Origin of the sequence: Kingella sp. (in: b-proteobacteria), assembly GCF_030527935.1 — a bacterium.
Classification (GTDB): Bacteria; Pseudomonadota; Gammaproteobacteria; order Burkholderiales; family Neisseriaceae; genus Kingella_B.
The window spans coordinates 1-22,772 of the sequence record NZ_JAUMZV010000035.1; the positions used below are offsets into that span (position 1 = coordinate 1).

Below are 22,772 nucleotides of genomic sequence, written 5' to 3' on the forward strand. Positions count from 1 at the left end.
TTTAAAACAATTGGTAAGAAGTAATTTATCCTAGTTATCTAGGACAGCCCCTAAAAAAATATGGATGATTTTTCTATTGCTGAACAAAAGCTAGTAGAAACGCTAGAACATTTTGATAATGCAGCATCGCAAATTCTTTTTCTAATAGAAAAATATGAACAAAGAAGCAATATGCTGGCGACAGAGTTTCAAAGAAAATTGGAATCTGCTACGTATCAACAGCAAAGTTCAGTAAATCATTTTATTGAACATCAGCTTACTGAAACATTAAAGCAATTTCAGACCCAAATTGACGATGCCAGTCAAAGTTTTAAGCACTCTGCGAATATTCTTAAAATACAATCTACTCATGATGTAACAAAGGGGAAGAAAATTTTATTATGGATATTTTGGTTATCGAGTATTGCTTTGTTAGTTAATGCAATTTGGGGCGTGGGCTCTTTTTATTATTTTTCAGACATTATTAAATTCAAAAAGCAAAGCGCGGAAATAGCTACTTTGTTAAATGAAGCAGATATTGTTCGGTGTGGCGATGCTCTATGTGCCAAAGCGAATAAAAAAGCGAAACAAAACAATGGCTATTTTGAAATTCAAAAACGATAGAGAAGGATATTTTATGAACTACATCAGCACCCGTGGCAACACCCCCGCCAAAACATTCAACCAAGCCCTGCTTATGGGGCTTGCCCCCGATGGCGGCTTAATGCTCCCCGAGCACTATCCCCAAATTACCGCCGAGCAGCTCACCCATTGGCGCACGCTCAGCTACGCCGAACTCGCCTTTGAAGTCATCCGCCTATTCGCCACCGATATCCCCGAAGACGACCTGCGCCGCATACTCAACCGCACCTACACCAGCGAAACCTTTGGCAGCACAGTCATCACCCCCGTGCGCACGCTCAAAGACGGCATCAAAATCCAAGCCCTGTCCAACGGGCCTACGCTCGCATTCAAAGATATGGCGATGCAATTTTTGGGCAACGCCTTTGAATACGTTTTAGCCAAAGAAAACAAAACGTTAAACATTCTCGGCGCAACCAGCGGCGACACAGGCTCCGCCGCCGAATACGCCCTGCGCGGCAAACGCGGCATCAACGTGTTTATGCTCTCGCCCGAAGGCAAAATGTCCCGCTTCCAACGCGCTCAAATGTATAGCCTGCAAGACGAAAACATCATCAACATCGCCGTGCGTGGGATGTTTGACAACTGCCAAGACATCGTTAAAGCCGTGCAAAACGATGCCGATTTCAAAAATCGCTACCAAATCAGCACTGTAAACAGCATTAACTGGGGGCGCATCGTTGCCCAAATCGTGTACTACATCGCGGGCTATCTGCGCACCACCGAAAGCAACGCGCAACGCATCAGCTTCTGCGTGCCCAGCGGCAATTTTGGCAACATCTGCGCGGGACACATCGCCAAACAAATGGGCGTGCCGATTGACCGCCTTATCGTTGCAACCAATGAAAACAATGTGTTAGACGAATTTTTCCGCACAGGGCAATACAGCCCACGCGATGCTGCGCACACTTATGTAACATCCAGCCCGTCTATGGACATCTCCAAAGCCAGCAATTTTGAACGCTTTATTTTTGATTTGGTGGGGCGTGATGCCAGCCAAGTGCAAAGCCTGTGGGCGCAAGTGGCGCAAGGCAAAGGCTTCAATCTGAAAGACCAGCTTGCCACCATCCGCCAGCAATACGGCTTTGTGTCAGGCAGCAGCACCCACGCCGACCGCCTTGCCACCATCCAAGCCGTGTATGCAACCGATGGCGAGCTGATTGACCCACACACCGCCGATGGCATCAAAGTTGCCCGCCAACTGCGCGAACCCAACGAAACCATTGTTTGCCTAGAAACCGCGCTGGCCGCCAAATTTGAAGCCACCATCCACGAAGCAGTGGGCAGCGTTGCCGTGCCACGCCCCGCCAAACTCGCAGGCTTGGAAGATTTGCCCCAGCGCGTGCAAGTGATTGATAACAATGCGGATGTGGTGAAACAGATTATCCGCGATAAGGTGGATGGTTAGTATCAGGCAGCCTGAAAACGGGGAATGCCCCCATCGTTCTATTTTGGTATAAATAGCAAAACGGCTGAAATGATGTGCTTTCAGCCGTTTGCTTGTTGGTTGCGATTGGGATGGGCAATGATGGCTGGCAGGTCTCATTTAAGGCAGCCTGAAAACCATCTTTGCTGACTTTTTCAGGCTGCCTTTCGCTTATTGTAGGCAGCCTGAAACCTTTGCCAAACCTGTATAACCGATGGCGCATCAAAAACTCGCCGACATCTTGGCAAACAATCAAGCCTGTATTGAATACACCATTTGGCGATAAGCCATTGCTGCCCTATTTTAGATTTCAGGCTGCCTTCGCCCATTATTAGGCAGCCTGAAACCTATCTCCCACCCTTTTTTCAGGCTGCCCACCCAACCCAATCTATTCTGAAAGACAACCATGAACCACTATCGCGGAGAACTTTGGCTCGTTCTCGTTACCCTATTCGCCGCCAGCGGCTGGTTTGTTTCCAAAGCCGCGCTGCAAGAAATGCCCGCTTCTGGCTTTATCGGCGCGCGCATGATAGGCGCAGCATTGCTGTTTTTGCCGTTTGCGCTGCCGCAGCTTCGCCAATGGACGGCGGGGCAATTTGCCCGTGCAACGGCGGTGGGCGCGGCGTTTTCCGCCAATATTTTCTTTTGGATTCAAGGCGTGGCGCACAGCCACCATTTTGGCGAAGGCGCGTTGCTGCTTAGCTCGTCTATGCTGCTTGCGCCGATGCTATCGTGGCTGCTGTTTCGCCACCGCCCGTCGCCAATACTGTGGCTGTCGCTTGCCATTTCAGGCTGCGGGCTGTATCTGCTGAATGCGGGCAAATCGCCGTTGCAGATGTCGCTGGGCAGCGGCTTGTTTGCCTTGTCCGCGCTGATGAGCGCACTGTTTTTCGTGCTGAACAACCAATTTTCCAAAGGCATGAACGCGCTGCCGCTCACCACCGTGCAACTTGCCTGCGCGGGCATCGTGTGCAGCGGCTATTCGCTGGCGTTTGAAACGTGGCATTTGCCGCTTTCCGCCGCCAGTTGGACATGGCTTGCCGTGGGCATCATCGTGATTACCAACACGCGCTTTTTGCTGCAAACGTACGCGCAAAAAATCTGCCCAATTGGCAACGCGGCGATGATTATGGTGCTAGAACCCGTGTGGACGCTGCTGTTGAGCGTGTTGCTGTTGGGTGAGAAGTTGTCGTGGGAAAAAATGGTGGGCGGCGCGTTGATTATCGCCGCGCTGCTGCTGTATCGCCTGCCGTTGCATCAATGGCGCATACGGCGCGATTGACAGCCTTGTTAATATTGTTATACCATAACACTTTACAACTTGGAGAAATAATATGAAGCAAGGCATTCACCCTGAAAATTATCGCACCGTGCTGTTTTACGATAGCAGCGCGGAAGAAGGCTGGCTGATTCGCTCGTGCGCGCCCACCAATAAAACGATGCAATGGACGGACGGCAAGGAATATCCTGTGTTTATGCTGGATACGTCATCGGCATCGCACCCTGTTTACACGGGCAAACAGCGCGAGCACAACAAGGAAGGCCGCGCCAGCCAGTTTAACCAACGCTATGCGGGCATGATGTCTGCACTGAAAAAGGGGAAATGAGATGCAGGTGTTGTCTTCACTCAAAGCGGCGAAAAATCGCCATCGTGATTGCCAGATTGTGCGCCGCAAGGGCAAGGTGTATGTGATTTGCAAGAGCAATCCGCGGTTTAAGGCGCGGCAGCGGTAGGTAGTGCTTTCAGGCTGCCGATGGTGGTACTGGCAATAGGCAGCCTGAAAACGCTAAATGATTGGTGGGCAACGAGTTGCCCACCCTACACGTTACACGCTTAAAGGCAGCCTGAAACTCTATCCATCTATCCCAAACCGTTTTGCTCAACACCAAGCGGTTTTGCTTTTTAGGCTGCCTAAACGCGGGGGCGATATAGGCAGCCTGAAAATGCGTCCCCGCGTTTCTACGGCTTGCTTGCAAGCCGTGCTCTTGCGCTAAAAAAGGATGGCGTGGTTTGGAGTTTGGGGATAGGGCAGCCTGAAATCTGCGGGTTGTGATGTGGCAGGGGTTGGTGGGCTTGATGACGACGAGCCGTCGCCGCGCCATGTTGCGTTTCAGGCTGCCTTTGCTGTCATTCATCATTTGCACCGTTCTGCCCCCAATCTCACAACCCTACGCCCACACCAAAAGGCAGCCTGAAAACGGAATCTCCCTTTCAGGCTGCCTTTATTGCCATTGCTGTGCGTTAAACGCTACGCGCTTATTTTTGCGTGGCTTGAATTGCGGTGAGCGCGATGGTGTACACAATGTCTTCCACCAATGCCCCGCGCGACAAGTCGTTCACGGGTTTGCGCAGGCCTTGCAGCATCGGTCCGACGCTCAACACGTTGGCATTGCGTTGCACGGCTTTGTAGGTGCAGTTGCCTGTGGTCAAGTTGGGGAAAATAAACACGTTGGCTTTGCCTGCCACGGGGCTGTTGGGGGCTTTGGATTGGGCAACGCTGTCCACCACCGCTGCGTCGTATTGCAGCGGGCCGTCCACCGCCAGCTCGGGGGCTTTTTCGTGCACAAGGCGGGTGGCTTCCACCACCAAATCCACATCGGGACCGCTGCCTGAGTTGATGGTGGAGTAAGAAATCATTGCCACGCGCGGCTCAATGCCAAACGCTTTGGCGGATTTGGCGGATTGGATGGCGATGTCGGCGAGTTGCTCGGCGGTGGGGTTGGGGTTCACCGCGCAGTCGCCATACACCACCACTTGCCCTGGTAGCAGCATAAAGAACACGCTGGATACGATGCTTTCACCAGGGGCGGTTTTGATGAGCTGCAAGGCGGGGCGGATGGTGTTGGCAGTGGTGTGTACCGCGCCTGAAACCAAGCCGTCCACGTCGTTTTGCGCCATCATCATCGTGCCCAGCACCACGGTGTCTTGCAACTGCGCGCGCGCTTGCTCTTCGGTTAAACCTTTGGATTTGCGCAATTCGCACATCGGCGCAACGTATTGTTCCACCAACGAAGCGGGGTCAATGATTTCCAAGCTATCGGGCAGCGTGATGTGGTGCGCTTGGGCAACGGCTTCCACTTCGGCGCGGGTCGCCAGCAGCACGCAGCGGGCGATGCCTTTTTCGTGGCAAATTGCGGCGGCGCGCACGGTGCGTGGCTCTGCGCCTTCGGGCAACACGATGCGTTTGTTGGCTTTGCGCGCCGAATCCATCATGTTGAAACGGAATTGCGCGGGCGACACGCGGTCGGTGGTCGCCGCTGCGATTTGCGCCAGTTCAGCCGTTTTCAGGCTGCCTGATGCGCCCAAATCGGCTAACTTGTTGGCTTGCGCGGCAGCGGCATTGCCCACCACGCCCGCAAAGAATACGGTGTTGCCCGCAAACGCTTGTTTTGCCAACGCCACGCGCTGTTCCGCACCCGCTTCGTTGGATGCGGCAAACACGATTTGCGCGTTAAACGACGTTGCCAGCGCAATGTTTTGCGCGGCAAGGAAAATGTTTTCCGCATCGGCTTGAATGCCCTGAATCACCACGTTTTGCTTGCCCAGAGCCGCCACTTCGCCCACCAAAGCATCAAACCAATCATCCGCCTTGCCAGCGGCGATTAGATTAGCCGCGCGTTGTGCATCGGCTAAGGGGTTGAACACCACCGCATCGGGCAGCGCAGCGGCAATGCTTTGGGCAACAGCGGCGGCATCAACGTGCGCGCAAGTGGGGAGAACGAGAATGTTTGCCATGAGAATGTCCTTGTTTTGATTGAAAAACACAAAAGAAAATCGGCATCTGCCGATGGAATGAACGATGGCGAATTATACTCCGATTTGCCTTTTCAGGCTGCCTTATTGTGTGCGGCAGCCTGAAAAGCGAAATGGGTTGAGTGGCGGGTTAAACGGTTTAGAGTGAGATGTATGGGGTTTCAGGCTGCCTTTGATGTGCGCTTAAAGGCAGCCTGAAACCTAAAATGGCGGGGCGATGGCTCGTTGCTAAATGGCAGGTGGAGCAAAGGCAGCCTGAAACGGCAAAGCAGAATGTGCTTCTCGCTTCGCCACTCCGCTTTGCTATGCAGATTGCTTCAACCATTCACGCAGCCTGAAACAGAACATGGCGTATCGCCGCCATACCCACTCTTTCCGTTGCTGTGGCGCAAACATTTCAGGCTGCCTTTAAGCATGATAAAGGCAGTCTGAAAAACAAAAAACCACTCGCCCCAAGCAGCGAGTGGTTTTCATCCATCACAACAATGCCTATTCCGCTTTCACTTCCACGCGGCGACCTTGGGCGTTGTTGCCCGCAGCGGCGGTGGTGTTTTCGGGCTTGCGCAGTTCAATGTTTTTGCCATCCACGCCTTGTTTTTCCAAGAACGCTTGCACCGCTTGGGCGCGTTTTTTGGATAGCTCGGCGTTGGCGGCGGCGTTGCCTGTGCTGTCGGTGTAGCCGCTCACCACCAATTTTTTGCCGTTTTTGCCAGCGGCAATCAAATCGGCAACCACTTTATCCGCGTTGGCGGCAACGTCGCTTTTGCCTGTGGCAAAGTAGAACGTGGCAACCGCGTCTTTATACGCTACATCGGCTTGGTCGGCGGCGGGTTCGCTGGCTTTGGTAGCGGTGGCAGGCGTGCTGGCAGCAGCGGTGCTAGCAGCAACAGGCGCAGCAGCAGAAGCGGCGGCAGGCGCGGCGGCGGGAGCTGGGCTAGGCGCGGCGGCAGGTTGCGCAGGTTTGCCTGTTTCGTGCGTGCTATCGGTGGGCAAGGCTTGGTTTTTCGGGTGCGATTTGCCCCACACATAAGCCGTTAGCAAGTGGATTTTGTCTTCGGTTAAAAAGTCTTTCCACGCAGGCATTTGGTTGTGCCGCCCGCTGGTAATGGTTTCTATGATGGCTTTTTCGCTGCCGCCCCATAGCCAAGTGTTGTCGTTGAGCGTGGGGGCGATGCCCATTGTGCCTTGTCCGTTTGCGCCGTGGCAGGCAACGCAGTTGGCTTGGAAGATTTCCTTGCCGCGTGAGGCGCGGTCTTCATCGTAGGCGCGGTCTTTGGATAGCGACATCACATAATTGGCAACATCGCGCACGCTTTCTGTGCCAAGGTTAGGCCCCCAAGGCATCATGATGCCGATGCGTCCATTGGTGATGGTTTCGTGGATTTTGTCGGGCGTGCCGCCGTAAATCCAGTCGCTATCGGTTAGGTTGGGGAAGCCGCGCGAGCCTTGCGCATCCGAGCCGTGGCATTGGATGCAATAGGTGTCAAACAAGTTTTTGCCGATGGTCATGGCGTTTTTGTCTTTGGCAACGTCTTCCACTTTCATCTTGCTGTATTTGCCATACAGTGCATTGACGGTTTTATCCGCAGCGGCGACTTCTCTTTCATATTGGTTGTGGCTAGTCCAGTTAAACGTGCCTTTGTAGTCGCCCATACCGGGGTAGGCAACCAAATAGCCAACGCCAAACAAGATGGTCATGATAAACATCCAAAACCACCAGCGTGGCATGGGGTTGTTGTATTCTTCAATGCCATCCCAAGAATGGCCTGTGGTTTTAACTTCTTCGCCTTTTTTCAGCTTCACTTTGTCTTGCGACAGCAGCAGCCATGTTACATAGATGAAACTGGCGACCACAATGGCAACGATGTAATAGTGCCAAAACGGGGATGTGAATTGTGATTCCATAGTTATGCTCCGTGTTCATGATGGTTTTGGGCAGCTTCGTTGTCGCGCGGGGCATCGTCATCATCAAAGATGCTTTGCGCCGCGTCTTGATAGTTTTGTTTATTGCGTTTGCTCAACACAATCAACAAGATGACTGCGAAGCTGATGGCAATGCCAATGGTAAACAGGCTATTTGCCCAAGCCATATTCATGATTTCCTTACCTTTTGTTTTTCAATGCCAAGCCCAAACCTTGCAAATAGGCGACTACTGCGTCTAGTTCAGATTTGTCTTTTAGCTCTTCGGCGGCTTTGTCGTAGTCTTCTTTGGTGTAAGGCGTGCCGACTTTTTCCAAGGCTTTCATGTGGCGCACCACTTCATCCGCGTCCACTTTGTTGCGCGCCAGCCAAGGGAAAGCGGGCATATTGGATTCAGGCACCACTTCGCGCGGGTTGAGCAAGTGAATGCGATGCCATTCATCGGAATAGCGTCCGCCTACGCGCGCCAAATCAGGACCTGTGCGTTTTGAGCCCCATTGAAATGGGTGGTCATACACTGATTCGCCCGCCACAGAATAATGCCCATAGCGTTCGGTTTCGGCGCGGAAAGGGCGGATTTGCTGCGAGTGGCAGTTGTAGCAGCCTTCGCGCACAAAAATATCGCGTCCCGCCACTTGCAAGGGCGAATAGGGTTTCACACCTTTGGTGGCGGTAATCACTTCTTTGGTGCCAAACAAGGGGACAACTTCCACCATCAAGCCCACGCTTACCACAATAAGCGTAAACACAATCAGAAAGCCCACTTTTTCTTCTGCTAATTGTTGCAATTTCATTTTTAGCGTCCTTTCTATTAGTGTTCAGTTTTGGGCAAAGCAGGGATTTCTGCTTCAACAGGTTGAGCATCTGCAACGGTGCGATAAACGTTATATGCCATGATGCACATACCGCTTAAATACAACACGCCACCCAAGAAACGAATGAGATAGAACGGCATAGAACGGCTAACCGATGCGATAAATGAATGCGTGAGCGTGCCATCGGGGTTGAGCTGGCTCCACATCAAACCTTGCATCACGCCTGATGCCCACATGGATGTGATGTATAACACCACGCCCAAAGTGGCAATCCAAAAGTGTGCGTTGATAAGCTTCACGCTATACATTTCTTTTTTGCCATACAAGCGCGGAATCAAGTAATACAGCGAACCGATGGTTACAAAACCCACCCAGCCCAATGCGCCTGAATGCACGTGCCCGACCGTCCAGTCGGTGTAGTGGCTCAATGCGTTGACCGATTTGATGGACATCATCGGGCCTTCAAAGGTGGACATCCCGTAAAACGACAGCGACACAATCAAGAATTTCAAAATCGGGTCGGTGCGCAATTTATCCCACGCGCCAGACAAGGTCATGATGCCGTTAATCATGCCGCCCCAAGATGGCGCAAACAAAATCAGCGACAGCACCATGCCCAAAGATTGTGTCCAATCGGGCAGCGCGGTGTAGTGCAAGTGGTGGGGACCCGCCCACATATAAGTGAAAATCAATGCCCAGAAGTGGACAACCGATAAGCGATAAGAATAAACGGGGCGATTGGCTTGTTTGGGCACAAAGTAATACATCATGCCCAAGAAGCCTGCGGTAAGAAAGAAGCCCACGGCGTTATGCCCATACCACCATTGCACCATGGCATCAATCGCGCCGTAGTAAACAGAATAGGATTTGAAGCCGCCTGCGGGGATGGCAATGTTGTTCACAATATGCAGCAGTGCAACGGCAAGGATGAAGCCGCCGTAAAACCAGTTTGCCACATAAATATGCTTCATTTTGCGTTTGGCAATCGTACCGAAAAACACGATGGCATACGCCACCCACACGGCAGTAATCAAAATATCAATGGGCCATTCCAGCTCGGCGTATTCCTTGCCTTGGGTGTAGCCCAAGGGCAGGGTAATCACCGCCAGCACAATCACCAACTGCCAGCCCCAAAAGGTGAACGCGGGCAGCCAGTTGCCGCCAAACAGCCGTGCGTTGCAAGTGCGCTGCACCACATAATAAGACGTGGCAATCAAGCCGCAGCCGCCAAAGGCGAAAATAACGGCATTGGTGTGCAAGGGGCGGATGCGACCGAAGTGAAACCACGGCGCAATGTCCGACATGTTCAGGGCGGGCCAGCGCAATTCTGCGGCGGCATACACGCCCACAAACATCCCAATGATGCCCCAGATTACCGTCATAATGGCAAATTGGCGCACCACTTTATAGTTATAGGTTTGCGTTTCCATAACAACTCCATACGTTGAAAATATTTCTTTTATTTGTGCGATGAGTGGCTTTTCAGGCTGCTTTGGCTGATATGATTTAGGCAGCCTGAAAATCATCTATCGCTGGTTTTATAGTCGTTTCACACAGCCTTATACTGGGTTGGCTCGCCTTGCTGTACTACTTGTACTATCTGGGGCTCGCCGCCTTGTCTAAGGCTGCGTGAAACGACTATACGCTTGATACTTTTCGCGGTTAAAATGAATTAACGCATCTTAAAACATCAAAACCTTATTTATCGTAAGGTTACCAAAAGCAGCGGAATGTTACCTGATTAGCATCAAACAATCTACTTTTAGATGTGGATAGCTATGCGCTAAATCAATTATTGCTATACTCAATACTTTTTAAAAATCAAGCAGAAAGAAAAGCCCATGTTGCATTACAGCATTACCCCCCGCCCCAATGCCCACCAATGGCACATTATTTTTACATTTCACCACGGCGAAAATGCCACACAAAGCATCAAGCTGGCGAACTGGGTGGCCGGCAGCTACATGATTCGCGATTTTGCCAAGCACATCATCCACATCCAAGCCAAGTGCAACGGGCAACCCGTGCCGCTCACCCCAATCAGCAAAAACGAATGGCACACCCCCGCGCAAAGCGGCGATTACCAAATTGAATACAGCGTGTATGCCAACGATTTATCCGTGCGCGCCAGCCTGCTGGACAACGAGCGCGGCTTTATTGACGGCGCGTGTTTGTTTCTTTATCTGCCCGAGCGGCGCGATGAAGCCTGCCAAGTGCAATTTAACGATTTGCCCGCAGGCTGGCGCATCGCCACCGCATTAAGGCAGCCTGAAAAGCCCGATTATTGTTTTCAGGCTGCCCATTACGCCGCGCTCACCGATTGCCCGTTTGAACTGGGCGCAAACATAGAAACGCTGCATTTCACCGCGCACGGCATCCCGCACCGCATCGCGTTGAGCGGGCATTACCCCGATTTTGACCACGAGCGGCTGCTTGCTGATTGCCAAAAAATCTGCGAACACGCGCTGGCGATGTTTTTGGCGAATGAAGCCCCGTTTTCCGAATATCTGTTTTTGCTGCATCTGGGCGACAACATCTACGGCGGCTTGGAACACAGCAACAGCACCGCGCTGCACGCCGACCGCAAAGCCCTGCCGCCGCGCAATATGGCGCAGCCCACCGCCGATTACACCACGCTGTTGGGCTTAATCTCGCACGAATACTTCCACGCATGGAACGTGAAAACCATCAAGCCCGCCGAATTTGTGCCGTATAACCTAGACCAAGAAACCTACACCGATCAGCTCTGGGCGTATGAAGGCATCACATCCTATTATGACGACCTGATGCTCGCCCGCAGCCAAGTCATCAGCCCCGAAGCCTATCTCAACCTATTGGCGCAAACCATCACCCGCGTGCACCGCAACGCAGGGCGCAAGCAGCAAACCCTTGCCCAATCCAGCTTCGCCGCATGGCATAAATACTACAAACAAGACGAAAACAGCCCCAACGCCATCACCAGCTATTACCAACAAGGCGCACTCGCCGCGCTGTGCCTAGATGCCCATTTGCGCCAAAACCACCGCCCGCCGCTGGATTTTGTGATGCGCAGCTTATATATGCAAACGCGGCTCAACCGCAGCTATTACACCGCCAGCGAATGGCAACAATTTGTGCAAGACATCGCCCAGCTTAACCTTGCCGACTTTTTTCAGGCTGCCCTACACAGCACCGCCGAGCTGCCATTAGAAAGCAGCCTGAAAACGCTGGGCATAGAACTGCGCTGGTACAGCACACCGCGCAGCGATTTGGGCAAGCTGGTGAGCGCGTTCCCCGAAGCTGCGCCCGCCGCCGACATCGGCTGCCGCGCCAAACAACAAGCCGACCGCGCCACCATCAGCCATGTGTTTACAGGCGGCAGCGCAGAACAAGCCGCGCTCAAAGCAGGCGACAGCATCATCGCCATCAACGGCTACGCCTGCACCGATTTCGCCACCCAAACCGAAACCCAAATCGGCGACACGCACACCGTGCATTACTTCCGCCACGGCGTGTTGCACCAAACCACGCTCACCGTGCAAGCCGCCGCTGCCAATACCGCCTATTTGAAGATTGTGGATAACGCGCGACTGCAAGCATGGATGACTAGGGGGTAAACAGCGATAAAGGCAGCCTGAAACGCATTCCCTATTTTCAGGCTGCCTGAAAACGGTTTAAAATAGCCACTCTTAACAAAAACAACACCCCATTAAGGAAATTAAAATGATAGAAAAAATCGCCGATTATTTATACGTATCCGACCAGCTAAAAGACGAACGCTTCGCCAAGCGCGCCGCTTCCTACGGCATCAAAACCGTAATTTGCAACCGCCCCGATGACGAAGCCCCCGACCAGCCCAGCTTTGAACAAGTGAAAGCATGGCTCAACGCCAACGGCATTGAACACGTAATCTATATGCCCGTGGTCATGGACGGCATCACCGATGAAACGCTAGACCATTTCCAAAACACCGTTGCCAACTCCGAAGCCCCCATCATGGCATACTGCCGCACAGGCACACGCTCCACCATGCTTTGGGCGTTGAACCAAGCGCGGCGCGGCGTGGAAGTGAACAGCCTGATTAAAGCCGCCAGCCTTGCCAACATTGACCTTGAACCGCAACGTCATCGCCTAGACGCGATTTATAAGAAAAAAGGCTGATGGGCTAAGGCGCAGACATAATCAAACCCTGTAAACAGAATTGAGCTGTTTACAGGGTTTGTTGGTTTTCAGGCTGCCTTGATGGTGGGATTAAGGCAGCCTGAAAACTTGATGGAAGCAACACATGGAGCGTCGGCGGCTCGCCGACATCTTGCTAACCAACAAAACTATGTTGAATAAACCATTTGGCGACGAGCCGGCGCCACTCCATTTGGGTTTTCAGGCTGCCTTAATGCAACGTTAAGGCAGCCTGAAAACCTAAAAACCTACCCCCCAGCCATTTGCACCATCAACAGCCGCCCGCCTTGCCCTTTTTGCAGCAGCACTTGCACGCCGTCAGCCAGTTTGATTTTGTCGCCGATGGCGATGGGGGTTTTATTGACCACATCGTGCATTTCGGGCAGGTTTTCATTGACCAGATACCAGTCGCCGTTGTGTTGCACAAAGTAGCCCACGCGACGTGCATCTTCGGGTTTCAGGCGTTCGTTGGGGAAGATGTTGCTGTTGGCGTGCCATTTGAACAGCGATTGCCCGCTGAACACCATGATGCGGTGGTTGTCGGGGCGGTAGCTGCCGTTGGGCGCGGCGGAATAGAGATTGAGCACGGGCAGGCTGCCTGTGTGGGGCGTGCCGCAGAAGGGGCAGGCGGGTTTGACTTTGTTATCAAAGGCATACCATTTTTGTTCGCATTGGGGGTTGGCGCAGGGTTGCAGCAAATCAACGGTTTTTACCAGCGCGTGTTCCCATTCGTCGGCGGTGGGGCGGGCGGCGGGGTTGTGTAGCCCGTCAATAAAGGCGCGGCGAAATAGCTCGGCGATGTATGCGCCGCAAACGGTGTAGGGGATTTTTTGCGTGTCTTTCCACGGCAGCTCGCTGGGTTTGCATTGGTCTATTTTGATGCGGTTGCTGGGGTCGCTGGGGTGTTCTATGAACAGGGCTTGGCTGCCCATGCTGAGTTCTTCGTCGCGCTGGCTGTCGCCAGGGTCGTGGATTTTGTCGCCGCGCAGGGGGTGGCGGTAGAGCAGATACATATAAATGAGCACGGCGAGTGCGTGCAAATCGGTGGTGCGGCTGGGGAGTTTGCGCTGGGGGTCGTCTTTGGGCAGGTGGGCGGTGGCGACGACTTCGGGGGCGATGAAATCGGGCGTGCCGACCACGCTGGGCGGGTGTTTGCCTGGCACGACTAGACCGTCGATGTCTATCAGGCAGGCTTGCCCGCTGGTGGGGTCTATTAGGCAGTTTTTGTAGCCTAAATCGCTGTGGCTGAGCCCTGCCATGTGCATGCGGCGCACGGCGCGGGCGAGCATGATGCAGATTTTTAGGTGGGTCATCCAGTCGCCCAGTTCGCGCGGGTCTAGGAATTTGTTGCGGTTGGATGCGCTGGCGAACCATTTGCCGTCTTTGTCTTTGCCTTTGATGCCGAGCATATCGTTGTTGCGGCTGCCGTATTCAAAGAAAAAGCAGTCGCGGTAAAACGGGGAGACTACGCCGAGTTTGCCGTTGTATTCCACCACGGCGGTGGGCCAGCAGTAGAGTTTTTTTAGGTATTCGCCGCCTTCTTGGTTAAAGATGCGCTCGCGGTAGAGCCCTGTGATTTGTTCTAGGCGTTCGCGGGTGGCGGCATCGGCTTTTTCGCGGAAAAAGGCGACAACGTAATCGCGCTGGGGCGAGAACATTACGTCTTTCATGCCGCCTTGGGCTTTGGTTTCGTTGATAAATTGGATGGTTTCGCCGTTGGTGGCGGTTAGGGTGATGATGTTGTTGGACATGGTGGGCTTTCGGGGGCGGGTTTTTGGGGTGTGTGGGCAGCCTGAAAGTGGGGATGGGTTTAGCTGCGCTGAACTATGTTTCAGGCTGCCTAATGGCTTGCGGCGCGTGAGGTATGAACTTGGTTACGCGCCGTTTGGTTGCTCAATGGTGCGTGGCAAAGCCACACACCCTACGGTTGGTTTTTCAGCTTGGCACGTTGTGCTGCGGCATACCCTTTTATACCCAAATCAAAGATTTGGACAAAAGGGCAAGGCTGCTGTTGTCGGCAAGAACAGGGCTAGGGTGCGGTCGTCGTGGTTGCCTGCTGACCAGAAGCCTAGCCATTCTTCCAATGCGGCGGCGGGCTGTTCGGCTTGGAGCGCGGGTTGGAGTTCTTGCCATAGCTCTGCCCAACGCTCGGGGCGGGCTAGGTTGGCATCGGTTTCAAATTTGGGGTCGGACACGCCGTCGGTCATCAGCAGGAGCACGGGGGGCTGTTGCCCTGCCCAGCAGCGGATGCGGTGGGCAAGGTTTTCGCTGACTTCGTGGGCGGATAGGAACACGGTTTCGCCTGAATACGCGCCGCCGTCGCTTTCGCCCAGCAGCATGAGTTGCTGGTTTTCAGGCTGCCATACGGCGGCTGCGCCGTCGCCCACCCAATAGGCGGCAACCAGCCATGTGCCGTCTGCGCAGGGCAGGGCTAGGGCGATAAGCAGGGTGCAGGCTAGGCTTTTGAGTGAGATGGCTTCGGCTTTGGCGGCTTCGGTTTGGGCGGCGTAGGCTTGGTAGGCGGCGTGGCGGATAAGGTGGCTTAACACGCGCTTTTGGTTGTCGGCATCGTATTGGGGCAGCCTGAAAAAGTCTTTTTCGCTGTCATCCAGCAGTTGCCATACGGTGTTGGCGGCGGCGTTGACGGCGAGTTGCGAGCCGTAGCGGGAGAACGCTGCGCTGCCTGCGCCATCGGCGACGGCGATGAAGTGCAAGCCTGTGCGTTCGTGGTAGGCGATGCGGTAGTCGTCGTCGCAATGCGTGCCGTTGTGGGCATGGCTGCGTCCGCGCACGCGGGCGGCGATTAGGCTGCCTTGCGGGGTGGGGATGCGTTCGTGGTCGGTGTCGGGTTTGGCGTAGGGGGCAGTTGGGTCGCTGGGCTGGTTTTGCCACAGGCTTTTGGGGTCGGGGTTGATGTAGAGTTTTTGGACAACGGGGGTGATGTTGTTGTTTTCGTGGATTTGGTAGTGGATTTCTACGTCGCCTGATTTGCTGGGCGTGCCGTGGATTTGCTGGGCGGCTGCGTCCCATGTTAAGCCGCATTCGGGATGGAAGGTGATGGCGGTGGCGGTGGGGGGCAAGGCGGCGCGGTAGGGTTCGCCGTGGCGGGCGTTGGGCAGGGGGGTGGGGGTGTATTTGGGCATGGGTGGGGTGGGTTGAGTGGGGGATTGGGTTTCAGGCTGCGGTTGGGCGTTGTCTTGGGGGCAAGCCGTTGTTACGTTATTTGCGTTTTCAGGCTGCATTTGGGTTTCAGGCAGCCTGAAATTATTTTGTGCGGGTGTTTGGGCTTCGGTGGTTGCAATGTTTTCAGGCTGCTGTTGGGCGGCATCTTGATGATGAGCCGTCGCCGCTCCATTTGTGTTTTCAGGCTGCTGTTGGGCATCGCTGGTTGCGGCGTTTTCAGGCTGCCTGAAATCGGTTTGTGTGAATGGTTGAGCTTGGATAATTGGTGTTTCGGTTGAATTGTTTTCAGGCTGCTGTTGGGCAGCATCTTGGCGGCAAGCCGTTGCTGTTTCGTTTGCGTTTTCAGGCTGCATTGGGCTTGCGTTATCCTCTGCGTTTTCAGGCTGCCTAATCTGTTGCTGTGTGGTAAACGCTGCCCATGCTTGCTTTACGGCTGCCAGCTTGTCGCCATGTTGTGCCATAAAATCTGCCCACTCTTGTTCACTCGCGTGGTTTAGCCATTCGCGCCATTCGTTTAAATTTTGCATACGCTTGTCCTTTGTCTCTACCCAAAAATCATCCGTTAAAAATTATGGTGGTGTCCTAAAAAGTATGCTGCACTTTGCAGAATTTCTAACCAATACTGCTTTCTATCAACAATAATTAAACCAGCATACTTTTTAGGACACCACCAAATTTTATATTATCGCTGGTTATGCCATCTGAACCATACCAACCAACAGCATTTTTATCCATGCTTGAATATTGCTCAATAGGGATAGGAAAAAATGTTTTTTCTAAAATATATGGTGTAAATAAAAACACATGAGATGAATTTGAATTTCCAATCAAATTAATATATCTATTAAGTAAAATTTTAGATTAAATAGTATATTGATTCAAATTTTGATGATTTTCATCTGATTTTCTCGTTTGTTTTATTGATTGCGTGGTTTCTGATTGAGCATAAATAGATAAAAACAAAAGTAAAAATAAATAAGTAATTTTATTCATAAAAATCTTTCTAAGGATAAGATGCTGCCTATTTCTGCAAATTATCAATCATGGCGTTTGCGCCGCAGCGTAGTACGCCTGATAGCAGGCTGTCACCTTTGTTCATGCAGGCGGTGCGGTCTTTATCTGGCAGCGGTTGGGTAAGCTGTTGGCTGGCGCGGCTGCCAAGGTCTTCTACGCGGCGTCCGATTTGTTTGCTGTTCTTTTTGGCGGCGGGCAGTTGTTCGCGCAGGACGTTGACGATGGCGCGGCTGTTTTGTTTGTTGATGGTGCCTGTGGAGTCTAGCTGGGGCAGCAGTTCTTCTAGGGCGCGTTGTCCGCTGGGGGTGTCGATGACTTTGCCGATGCTGTCTAGGCTGCTTTCCCATGCTTTTTGCCCACAGTCGTTTTTGCGGGCTTTTAGGCAGTCTATGGCTTCGCTGCCTACGTTCAGGCTTTGGGTGTAGGTTTCGTTGTATAGGGCGGATTCGTCGTAGGTGTTGTCGGCTTGGGCGAATGGGGCGGCGAGCAGGATGGCGGCGAGTAGGGTGCGGGTTTGGGGTTTCATGGGGCTTCCTTTTTGGGTTGGGTTTCAGACTGCAACCTTTGCAAAACCTGTAACCGATGGAGCGTTGGCGGTTCGCCGACATCTTGGTAAATCAGCCATGCGCTGTCTAATAATCAATTTGGCGGCGAGCCGCCGCTGCTCCATTTTAGGTTTTCAACCTTGCGCGTTGCGCTGCGGTATAACCATTTAGCTCTGCATAAGTTCGCATAGCTAAATCAAAGATTTAGATGCTTACTTATACCCAAATCAAAGATTTGGACAAATGGATAAGGCTGCCTTTGTGATTAAGGCAGCCTGAAAATGGGTTTGGGCTTTTCAGGCTGCCTTGGGGTTATTTGGTAAACAGGCGTTTGAAGCAGGCGGTTACGGTTTTGGTGGTTACGTCTGCTGCGACTTTAACGCGCCCGCTTTCGGTGAGCAATTCGGGTAGCTGGGCGGCGGTGATTTGGTTGGGGGCTTCTTCGCTGGCGCAGCCGCAGATTTTGTTTTCCCATTCGGTTTGTTTGGCTTGGCTCATGGCTAGGGCTAGGGTGCGCCATTCGTTGCGGCTTTGCAGTTCGGTTACGCATTTGTTTTGCACATACATTTGCACGGCGGATTTGCCGATGCTGGCTGCGCCGCTGGATGCGTTGCCGCCGCCGAGTAGCCCGCCTACGCTGGTGCCGCTGTCGGCACAGGCGGTGAGTAGGGTGGCGGTGATAAGGGTGAGTGCGATTTTTTTCATGATTTTTTCCTATGTTAGGGTTGGGTAAAGGTTTTTTCAGGCAGCCTGAAAGGTGCGAAGTATATCAAGAATTTGCAGGGGGTTGGCGGCGGATGCGTGGTAGCCCCATGTTTCGGGGGTGTCGCTGGGGGCGATATAGCCCCATGCGGCGAGAATGGTGTGCATGCCTGCGTTGCGCCCTGCTTGGATGTCGCGTTCGGCATCGCCTACATAGATGCAGTTTTCAGGCTGCATTTGGAGTATGGCGCAGGCGTGGTGCATGGGGAGTGGGCTGGGTTTGGCTTGGGGGAAGGTGTCGCCGCTGACGACTACGGCGGGTGGGGTAATGAAGCCGAGCTTGGGGACAAGGCGGTGGGTGAAGACGTGGGGTTTGTTGGTGATGATGCCCCATGCGATGTTTTGGACGGCGAGTTGGGCGAGCAGGGGGTTGATTTCGGGGAATAGGGTGGTGTCGCGGTCAAAGCATTGTTCGTATTCGGCAAGGTAGTCGGCGCGCCATTGGGGGAAGTCGGGGTGGGTGGGTGGGATGCCTGCGCCGAATTGGATTAGGGCGGTTGAGCCGTGGCTGGCGTGGGGGCGGATTTGGGCTTGGGGTTTTTGTGGATAACCGCGTTTTTGCAGTAGGGTGTTTAGGGCGTTGCCTAGGCTGGGGGCGGTGTCGGCGAGTGTGCCGTCTAGGTCAAATAGGATGGCTTGGATGGGCATGGGTGTCCTTGTGTGGTGGTTTCAGGCTGCTTTTTGGTGGACAGCCTGAAAATGGTAAATGGTCGGTGGGCAACGAGTTGCCCACCCTACGCGCTTTGGTGTTTAGGCAGCCTGAAATGTGGGGCGTGCCTGTTCAATGAATATGAGTTTCAGGCTGCCTTGGGATGCGTGGAGATTTGGCGATGAGCCGTCGCCGCTCCATTGGGGTTTGGCTTTGCTGAAATTTGCTGTATTGGTTTTCAGGCTGCCTTTGGGGATGATAGCCAGCCTGCGTAGCGCAGCGGAGTTGTGAAGCTAAAATGGGTTTAGTGGATGGTGGTCTCGCCAAAAAGCCAGTCTAGCTGGGTTTGGTAGTAGCTGTTGCCGTTGCGTTTGTCTATGTCTTTGGCGATGTTGCGGGCGGTGGTTAGGGCATCTTCGTTTTGCGGGATGAGGGCGAGCAGGTATTGCCAGTAGGTGAGAATATCGGTTTGGCTGGCGGCGAAGATGTCGTCGTTGTATTCGTTGATGAGTTCTTCGGCGGTGTCGGGGTCGTTGAGCGGGTAGTAAAGCTGGATAAGCTGGGGGATAAGGTGGATAAATTCTTGCCGTTGCTCATCAAGGTGTTCTATGGCGTGGTCTAGCAGGTGGCGGGCGCGCGCCATTTGGTTGGTTTGGATGAGACTGTGGACGATGTAGCCGTAGCAGTTGTGGGGGACTTCGGCGCAGGTAAGCTCGCCTGCTAGGATGGGTTTGGCAAGTTCCAGCACTTGGTTGTAGTCGCGGATAAAGTGGTAATAGCGGATTTGGGTGCTTTGCTCGCAGGCGGGGCAGTCGTTCATGTTGTCGTGTTCGTTGTTTTGCCATTGCTGGTAGTGTTCGCGCACGGCATCCACGTTGCCCAGCAAAATGTTTTGCTCCATCAGCGATTTATGCAGCATGGTGGGGCTGAATTTGTAGCGTTCATACCATTGTTGCATTTCTAGGTTGGCTTCTTCGATGCTTTCTAGGTTGGCGTTTAGGTCGCGCGGCAGGTTGCCCACCAGCCATTTGAATCGCCACAGGCAGTTCATCAGTTGGTTAAAGGCTTGGTCTTCTTCGGGGCTGTTGTTGGGCGTTTCGCTAAATTGGTGTTGCCGCCAATGGGTGAGCCATTTGAGACAGTGCATTTGCCAGTCGTAGCCGTAGCCATGCTGGCGGGTTTCTTCGCCGACTACATATTCGCTGATGGCGGCGGCGGTTTCGTAATCACGCGCTTCCATCGCTTGATTGAATTGCTGGATAGTGGTTTTTTGGCGTTCGCGCAGGTCGGTGATTTGTTGGATTTCGGCGGGGTTGAAAGGCATGGGATGTTCCTTGTTAATTGGTTTCGTGTGGATTTTCAGGCTGCCTATTGTTGATTTGTGTACGGCATAGGCAGCCTGAAAACTATTCTTTGCGGTTGCTGCCTGCCACCATGTCAAACAAAAATAGGCGGCAGTCCAAATTGCCGTTGAACAGCGGGATTTTGCGCTTGGGTTTCAGGCGCATGAGCTTGGGCATTTCCATGTCGCCCGATAGCAAGCCCGCCGTCCAGGCCGCGTAATGCTGTTTGAGCCAGCTTCCAAGCTGCGGATAGAGCGCGTGCAAGGCTTGGATTTCGGCAAGGCGCACGCCATAGGGCGGGTTGGCAACCAAAATGCCGTTTGCGCCGCAGGGGCGGCTGTCTTGCGCATCTAACACGTTGAACTGGATGCTGTTTTCCACTTCCGCAGCGGCAGCATTGGCTTGGGCGGTGGCGATGATACGGCGGTCGTTGTCGCTGGCGGCAATGGCGTTTTCAGGCTGCCTAATAGCAGCGCGGGCAGCGGCTTTGAGCTTTGTCCACAAGGCTTTGTCAAACGTGTTGAGCTGTTCAAAGCCAAAGCGGCGCATCAAGCCAGCGGCGCGGTTTTGCGCTATCCACGCGGCTTCTATGGCGATGGTGCCACTGCCGCAAAAGGGGTCTTGCATGGGTTGCGTGCCGTTGTAGCCCGCCAGCAGCAGCAAGCCCGCGGCAAGGTTTTCGCGCAACGGGGCTTCGCCTGTGTCTTGGCGATAGCCACGTTTGAATAAGGCTTCGCCGCTGGTGTCAATAAAGATGATGGCGGTTTTGTCGTCTAAAAACAAATGGATGCGAACATCGGGGCGGGCTTTGTCCACACTGGGGCGGCTGCCTGTTTGGCTGCGAAAGCGGTCGCAGATGCCATCTTTGATTTTCAGCGCGCAGAAGTCTAGGCTTTTTACGCGGGCGCGTTTGCCTTCAGCTTTGATTTTGAATGTTTTTTCTACGCCAAACCAGTTTTCCCACGCGATGCTTTTGGCGGCGCGATATAGGTCGTCTTCGCTGCGATAGGGGGCTTGGGAAAGTTGCAGCAGCACGCGGCTGGCGGTGCGCGAATAAAGATTGATGCGGTAAACGTGTTCCAAGCCACCGCGCGCGGACACGCCACCATCGGTGGGGACGATTTGGGCGCAGCTTTGCTGGGCGATTTCTTGCGCGAGTATGGGTTCTAGACCGCGCGGACAGGTGATGAATAGGGAGTGGGGCATAGGGGGGCTTTCGGGGGTTTTGGCTACGCTGAACTTCGTTTCAGGCTGCCTTTGGGGGCGTTAGGCAGCCTGAAAATGGGATGGGTGCAAACGCGGTTTCAGGCTGCCTTGGGGCTTATCAGCGATAACACACGCGGCGGCGTTCGTATTCATCGTAATAGCAACGGCGCGGCGGTGGGGGCGGCGGCATGGTGTAAACAGGCGTTTCGCTGATGTTTACGGTTGTGCCAGCGGGGGCGTTGACGGTTACGGTTTTGTGGATGGTGGTTTGCGATTGAAGCGGCAGGTCTATTTCGGCATAGCGTCCGAATGGGGTTTCGCTGTATGTGCAGGCGGCGAGCGTTAGGGCGATGGGGAAAATGCGCCAGTTCATGATGGTGTCCTTGATGCTGCGGATGGGGTGGATTGTATAAGATTGAAGGCAGCCTGAAAACGGCGGAAGGGGTTTCAGGCTGCCTATTGGGTTGTTTGGGTGGGTTTTAATGTGGGCGCAGCCCGAAAAATGAGAAAACCGTCCGCGATTGGGGAGCGGGCGGTTTTTTTCAGGGAATAGGTTAGGTGTTAAACCCAACGGTTTCAGCAAGGCAAGTTTTGTTGGGTCAAAACCCAACCTACGCTTGCTGCGTTGATTGTGGTTGGTGATGCGTAGGGTGTGTGCCGCAGGCACGCACGCGGTTGGTTGAGGTTGGGAACGGCGTGCGTGGCAAAGGCACACACCCTACACAGGCTACGCTTGCTCGTCTTCATCGTCCGCGCCTATCTCGAACAAGGCGGAGAAGCGCCTTTGGGCGGCATACTCAACGGCCTGAGCGACAAACGCCTGCGCCAGCTTATCCAAACCGTCGTCAGCTGCTCCGACGACGAATGGAACATCGAAAAAATGACCACGCTGGCCAACCTCTCACGCGCCCAACTCATGCGCCTGTTCAAACAGCAAACCGGCATCAGCCCCCACGCCTTCGTCAATCTTATCCGCCTGCGCCAAGCCGCCGTATTGCTGCGGTAAACTGCCGATTCCGTTCTGTCCATCGCCTTGAATGTCGGCTTCCAATCCGAAACCCATTTCGGCAAAGCGTTTAAAAAACAATACGGGATTTCGCCGGGGCAGTATCGAAAAAATGAAGCGGCAAATACCGCCGCCCTTCCCCTTTCCAACGGCATTTGAAAGGCCTTTTCCGGCAAAAGCAGCCTGCACCCCATTTCCCCAAAAAGAATAGGGTTTATGAAAAAATGAATTCGCTTTAAGTTCATTACTCTAATCGTTTGCAGGCTGCAAACGCTTGACCGAACCGTTTAATATCGCTATCTTTCAATAAAAAATAAGGGGCTGTCCTAGATAACTAGGACAAATCGTGCTTTACTAGTTGTTTTAAAA

The 22,772-nt window shown here is 53.4% G+C and carries 26 protein-coding genes and 1 pseudogene; 9 read left to right on the forward strand and 18 right to left on the reverse strand.

The window, feature by feature from the left end; genetic code table 11:
• The first annotated feature begins 60 nt into the window (after positions 1 to 60).
• Positions 61 to 603, forward strand: coding sequence for a hypothetical protein (locus Q4A85_RS10390; protein ID WP_303110097.1), 543 nt, complete (start codon positions 61 to 63; stop codon positions 601 to 603).
• A gap of 13 nt (positions 604 to 616) precedes the next feature.
• Positions 617 to 2,029, forward strand: a complete 1,413-nt coding sequence (gene thrC, locus Q4A85_RS10395) for a threonine synthase (protein WP_303110099.1) — start codon at positions 617 to 619, stop codon at positions 2,027 to 2,029.
• On the opposite strand, the gene Q4A85_RS10400 is transcribed toward thrC, so the two are convergent.
• Positions 2,004 to 2,303: a hypothetical protein gene (locus Q4A85_RS10400; RefSeq protein WP_303110101.1), complete on the reverse strand. Its 300-nt coding sequence runs from the start codon at positions 2,301 to 2,303 to the stop codon at positions 2,004 to 2,006. The two genes, thrC and Q4A85_RS10400, sit on opposite strands and share 26 nt — an antisense overlap.
• A 150-nt stretch (positions 2,304 to 2,453) precedes the next feature.
• Here Q4A85_RS10400 and Q4A85_RS10405 point away from each other — a divergent pair, with 150 nt between their 5' ends.
• From Q4A85_RS10405 to ykgO, 3 genes are read left to right on the forward strand one after another with little or no spacing between them, the layout of a single operon-like run.
• Positions 2,454 to 3,329, forward strand: a complete 876-nt coding sequence (locus tag Q4A85_RS10405) for a DMT family transporter (RefSeq protein ID WP_303110103.1) — start codon at positions 2,454 to 2,456, stop codon at positions 3,327 to 3,329.
• 52 nt (positions 3,330 to 3,381) lie between these two features.
• Positions 3,382 to 3,654: a type B 50S ribosomal protein L31 gene (locus Q4A85_RS10410; protein ID WP_303110105.1), complete on the forward strand. Its 273-nt coding sequence runs from the start codon at positions 3,382 to 3,384 to the stop codon at positions 3,652 to 3,654.
• A 1-nt stretch (position 3,655) separates the two neighbouring features.
• The gene (gene ykgO, locus Q4A85_RS10415) at positions 3,656 to 3,781 is read left to right on the forward strand and encodes a type B 50S ribosomal protein L36 (RefSeq protein ID WP_003794208.1); all 126 of its coding nucleotides are present in this window, start codon (positions 3,656 to 3,658) and stop codon (positions 3,779 to 3,781) included.
• Positions 3,782 to 3,790: 9 nt separating this feature from the next.
• Here the strand turns inward: ykgO and Q4A85_RS10420 are convergent, their stop codons facing one another.
• The 7 genes from Q4A85_RS10420 to ccoN form a co-directional block, all read right to left on the reverse strand.
• Positions 3,791 to 4,183, reverse strand: a complete 393-nt coding sequence (locus tag Q4A85_RS10420) for a hypothetical protein (RefSeq protein WP_303110108.1) — start codon at positions 4,181 to 4,183, stop codon at positions 3,791 to 3,793.
• A gap of 121 nt (positions 4,184 to 4,304) precedes the next feature.
• Positions 4,305 to 5,783 carry a phosphate acetyltransferase gene (gene pta / locus Q4A85_RS10425; RefSeq protein ID WP_303110109.1) on the reverse strand — a complete coding sequence of 493 codons (1,479 nt, stop codon included), beginning with the start codon at positions 5,781 to 5,783 and terminating at the stop codon, positions 4,305 to 4,307.
• Between the two features lie 157 nt (positions 5,784 to 5,940).
• Positions 5,941 to 6,126, reverse strand: coding sequence for a hypothetical protein (locus Q4A85_RS10430; RefSeq protein ID WP_303110111.1), 186 nt, complete (start codon positions 6,124 to 6,126; stop codon positions 5,941 to 5,943).
• Positions 6,127 to 6,290: 164 nt separating this feature from the next.
• Entirely contained in the window at positions 6,291 to 7,712 is a 1,422-nt protein-coding gene (gene ccoP / locus Q4A85_RS10435) for a cytochrome-c oxidase, cbb3-type subunit III (protein WP_303110134.1), read from the reverse strand.
• Positions 7,709 to 7,897, reverse strand: coding sequence for a cbb3-type cytochrome c oxidase subunit 3 (locus tag Q4A85_RS10440; protein ID WP_303110113.1), 189 nt, complete (start codon positions 7,895 to 7,897; stop codon positions 7,709 to 7,711). The genes ccoP and Q4A85_RS10440 overlap by 4 nt, the downstream gene beginning before the upstream one ends.
• Before the next feature lie 7 nt (positions 7,898 to 7,904).
• Positions 7,905 to 8,516, reverse strand: a complete 612-nt coding sequence (gene ccoO, locus Q4A85_RS10445; RefSeq protein WP_303110115.1) for a cytochrome-c oxidase, cbb3-type subunit II — start codon at positions 8,514 to 8,516, stop codon at positions 7,905 to 7,907.
• A gap of 17 nt (positions 8,517 to 8,533) precedes the next feature.
• Positions 8,534 to 9,967, reverse strand: a complete 1,434-nt coding sequence (gene ccoN, locus Q4A85_RS10450; RefSeq protein WP_303110117.1) for a cytochrome-c oxidase, cbb3-type subunit I — start codon at positions 9,965 to 9,967, stop codon at positions 8,534 to 8,536.
• 411 nt (positions 9,968 to 10,378) lie between these two features.
• On the opposite strand from ccoN, the gene Q4A85_RS10455 reads away from it, so the two are divergent.
• Positions 10,379 to 12,133: a M61 family metallopeptidase gene (locus tag Q4A85_RS10455; protein ID WP_303110120.1), complete on the forward strand. Its 1,755-nt coding sequence runs from the start codon at positions 10,379 to 10,381 to the stop codon at positions 12,131 to 12,133.
• 106 nt (positions 12,134 to 12,239) lie between these two features.
• Positions 12,240 to 12,677: a TIGR01244 family sulfur transferase gene (locus Q4A85_RS10460; RefSeq protein WP_303110121.1), complete on the forward strand. Its 438-nt coding sequence runs from the start codon at positions 12,240 to 12,242 to the stop codon at positions 12,675 to 12,677.
• Between the two features lie 266 nt (positions 12,678 to 12,943).
• On the opposite strand, the gene Q4A85_RS10465 is transcribed toward Q4A85_RS10460, so the two are convergent.
• From Q4A85_RS10465 to Q4A85_RS10490, 6 genes are all read right to left on the reverse strand, one after another.
• Positions 12,944 to 14,446: a helix-hairpin-helix domain-containing protein gene (locus Q4A85_RS10465; protein WP_303110123.1), complete on the reverse strand. Its 1,503-nt coding sequence runs from the start codon at positions 14,444 to 14,446 to the stop codon at positions 12,944 to 12,946.
• A gap of 228 nt (positions 14,447 to 14,674) precedes the next feature.
• Complete coding sequence (locus Q4A85_RS10470) at positions 14,675 to 16,405, reverse strand: PP2C family serine/threonine-protein phosphatase (RefSeq protein ID WP_303110125.1); 1,731 nt, start codon at positions 16,403 to 16,405, stop codon at positions 14,675 to 14,677.
• A 115-nt stretch (positions 16,406 to 16,520) separates the two neighbouring features.
• Positions 16,521 to 16,709, reverse strand: a complete 189-nt coding sequence (locus Q4A85_RS10475; RefSeq protein ID WP_303110126.1) for a hypothetical protein — start codon at positions 16,707 to 16,709, stop codon at positions 16,521 to 16,523.
• 190 nt (positions 16,710 to 16,899) lie between these two features.
• On the reverse strand, positions 16,900 to 17,418 hold the full coding sequence (locus Q4A85_RS10480) for a hypothetical protein (RefSeq protein ID WP_303110127.1): 519 nt from the start codon (positions 17,416 to 17,418) through the stop codon (positions 16,900 to 16,902).
• 331 nt (positions 17,419 to 17,749) lie between these two features.
• On the reverse strand, positions 17,750 to 18,142 hold the full coding sequence (locus tag Q4A85_RS10485; protein ID WP_303110128.1) for a hypothetical protein: 393 nt from the start codon (positions 18,140 to 18,142) through the stop codon (positions 17,750 to 17,752).
• 36 nt (positions 18,143 to 18,178) lie between these two features.
• On the reverse strand, positions 18,179 to 18,847 hold the full coding sequence (locus tag Q4A85_RS10490; protein WP_303110129.1) for an HAD family hydrolase: 669 nt from the start codon (positions 18,845 to 18,847) through the stop codon (positions 18,179 to 18,181).
• A gap of 2 nt (positions 18,848 to 18,849) precedes the next feature.
• Here Q4A85_RS10490 and Q4A85_RS10495 point away from each other — a divergent pair, with 2 nt between their 5' ends.
• Positions 18,850 to 18,987, forward strand: coding sequence for a hypothetical protein (locus Q4A85_RS10495; RefSeq protein WP_303110130.1), 138 nt, complete (start codon positions 18,850 to 18,852; stop codon positions 18,985 to 18,987).
• Here Q4A85_RS10495 and Q4A85_RS10500 read toward each other — a convergent pair.
• The 4 genes from Q4A85_RS10500 to Q4A85_RS10515 form a co-directional block, all read right to left on the reverse strand.
• Positions 18,981 to 19,175: a hypothetical protein gene (locus Q4A85_RS10500; RefSeq protein ID WP_303110131.1), complete on the reverse strand. Its 195-nt coding sequence runs from the start codon at positions 19,173 to 19,175 to the stop codon at positions 18,981 to 18,983. The genes Q4A85_RS10495 and Q4A85_RS10500 overlap by 7 nt on opposite strands.
• Positions 19,153 to 20,172, reverse strand: a complete 1,020-nt coding sequence (locus Q4A85_RS10505) for a hypothetical protein (protein ID WP_303110132.1) — start codon at positions 20,170 to 20,172, stop codon at positions 19,153 to 19,155. Before Q4A85_RS10505 ends, Q4A85_RS10500 begins: the two co-directional genes overlap by 23 nt.
• A gap of 82 nt (positions 20,173 to 20,254) precedes the next feature.
• Entirely contained in the window at positions 20,255 to 21,397 is a 1,143-nt protein-coding gene (locus Q4A85_RS10510) for a class I SAM-dependent RNA methyltransferase (protein WP_303110133.1), read from the reverse strand.
• 118 nt (positions 21,398 to 21,515) lie between these two features.
• Positions 21,516 to 21,770 carry a spore coat-associated protein camelysin gene (locus Q4A85_RS10515; RefSeq protein WP_303110135.1) on the reverse strand — a complete coding sequence of 85 codons (255 nt, stop codon included), beginning with the start codon at positions 21,768 to 21,770 and terminating at the stop codon, positions 21,516 to 21,518.
• A 360-nt stretch (positions 21,771 to 22,130) separates the two neighbouring features.
• On the opposite strand from Q4A85_RS10515, the pseudogene Q4A85_RS10520 reads away from it, so the two are divergent.
• A pseudogene (locus tag Q4A85_RS10520) lies at positions 22,131 to 22,562 on the forward strand (helix-turn-helix transcriptional regulator); the annotation flags it as partial.
• Positions 22,563 to 22,772: the final 210 nt, after the last annotated feature.

What these genes read in the sequence shown, in the direction of transcription:
- Q4A85_RS10390 (WP_303110097.1), top strand. Translation starts at nt 61, where the DNA reads ATGGATGATTTTTCTATTGCTGAACAAAAGCTAGTAGAAACGCTAGAA.
- thrC (WP_303110099.1), top strand. Translation starts at nt 617, where the DNA reads ATGAACTACATCAGCACCCGTGGCAACACCCCCGCCAAAACATTCAAC.
- Q4A85_RS10405 (WP_303110103.1), top strand. Translation starts at nt 2,454, where the DNA reads ATGAACCACTATCGCGGAGAACTTTGGCTCGTTCTCGTTACCCTATTC.
- Q4A85_RS10410 (WP_303110105.1), top strand. Translation starts at nt 3,382, where the DNA reads ATGAAGCAAGGCATTCACCCTGAAAATTATCGCACCGTGCTGTTTTAC.
- ykgO (WP_003794208.1), top strand. Translation starts at nt 3,656, where the DNA reads ATGCAGGTGTTGTCTTCACTCAAAGCGGCGAAAAATCGCCATCGTGAT.
- Q4A85_RS10420 (WP_303110108.1), bottom strand. Translation starts at nt 4,183, where the DNA reads ATGAATGACAGCAAAGGCAGCCTGAAACGCAACATGGCGCGGCGACGG.
- pta (WP_303110109.1), bottom strand. Translation starts at nt 5,783, where the DNA reads ATGGCAAACATTCTCGTTCTCCCCACTTGCGCGCACGTTGATGCCGCC.
- Q4A85_RS10430 (WP_303110111.1), bottom strand. Translation starts at nt 6,126, where the DNA reads ATGGTTGAAGCAATCTGCATAGCAAAGCGGAGTGGCGAAGCGAGAAGC.
- Q4A85_RS10440 (WP_303110113.1), bottom strand. Translation starts at nt 7,897, where the DNA reads ATGAATATGGCTTGGGCAAATAGCCTGTTTACCATTGGCATTGCCATC.
- ccoO (WP_303110115.1), bottom strand. Translation starts at nt 8,516, where the DNA reads ATGAAATTGCAACAATTAGCAGAAGAAAAAGTGGGCTTTCTGATTGTG.
- ccoN (WP_303110117.1), bottom strand. Translation starts at nt 9,967, where the DNA reads ATGGAAACGCAAACCTATAACTATAAAGTGGTGCGCCAATTTGCCATT.
- Q4A85_RS10455 (WP_303110120.1), top strand. Translation starts at nt 10,379, where the DNA reads ATGTTGCATTACAGCATTACCCCCCGCCCCAATGCCCACCAATGGCAC.
- Q4A85_RS10460 (WP_303110121.1), top strand. Translation starts at nt 12,240, where the DNA reads ATGATAGAAAAAATCGCCGATTATTTATACGTATCCGACCAGCTAAAA.
- Q4A85_RS10465 (WP_303110123.1), bottom strand. Translation starts at nt 14,446, where the DNA reads ATGTCCAACAACATCATCACCCTAACCGCCACCAACGGCGAAACCATC.
- Q4A85_RS10470 (WP_303110125.1), bottom strand. Translation starts at nt 16,405, where the DNA reads ATGCAAAATTTAAACGAATGGCGCGAATGGCTAAACCACGCGAGTGAA.
- Q4A85_RS10480 (WP_303110127.1), bottom strand. Translation starts at nt 17,418, where the DNA reads ATGAAACCCCAAACCCGCACCCTACTCGCCGCCATCCTGCTCGCCGCC.
- Q4A85_RS10485 (WP_303110128.1), bottom strand. Translation starts at nt 18,142, where the DNA reads ATGAAAAAAATCGCACTCACCCTTATCACCGCCACCCTACTCACCGCC.
- Q4A85_RS10490 (WP_303110129.1), bottom strand. Translation starts at nt 18,847, where the DNA reads ATGCCCATCCAAGCCATCCTATTTGACCTAGACGGCACACTCGCCGAC.
- Q4A85_RS10505 (WP_303110132.1), bottom strand. Translation starts at nt 20,172, where the DNA reads ATGCCTTTCAACCCCGCCGAAATCCAACAAATCACCGACCTGCGCGAA.
- Q4A85_RS10510 (WP_303110133.1), bottom strand. Translation starts at nt 21,397, where the DNA reads ATGCCCCACTCCCTATTCATCACCTGTCCGCGCGGTCTAGAACCCATA.
- Q4A85_RS10515 (WP_303110135.1), bottom strand. Translation starts at nt 21,770, where the DNA reads ATGAACTGGCGCATTTTCCCCATCGCCCTAACGCTCGCCGCCTGCACA.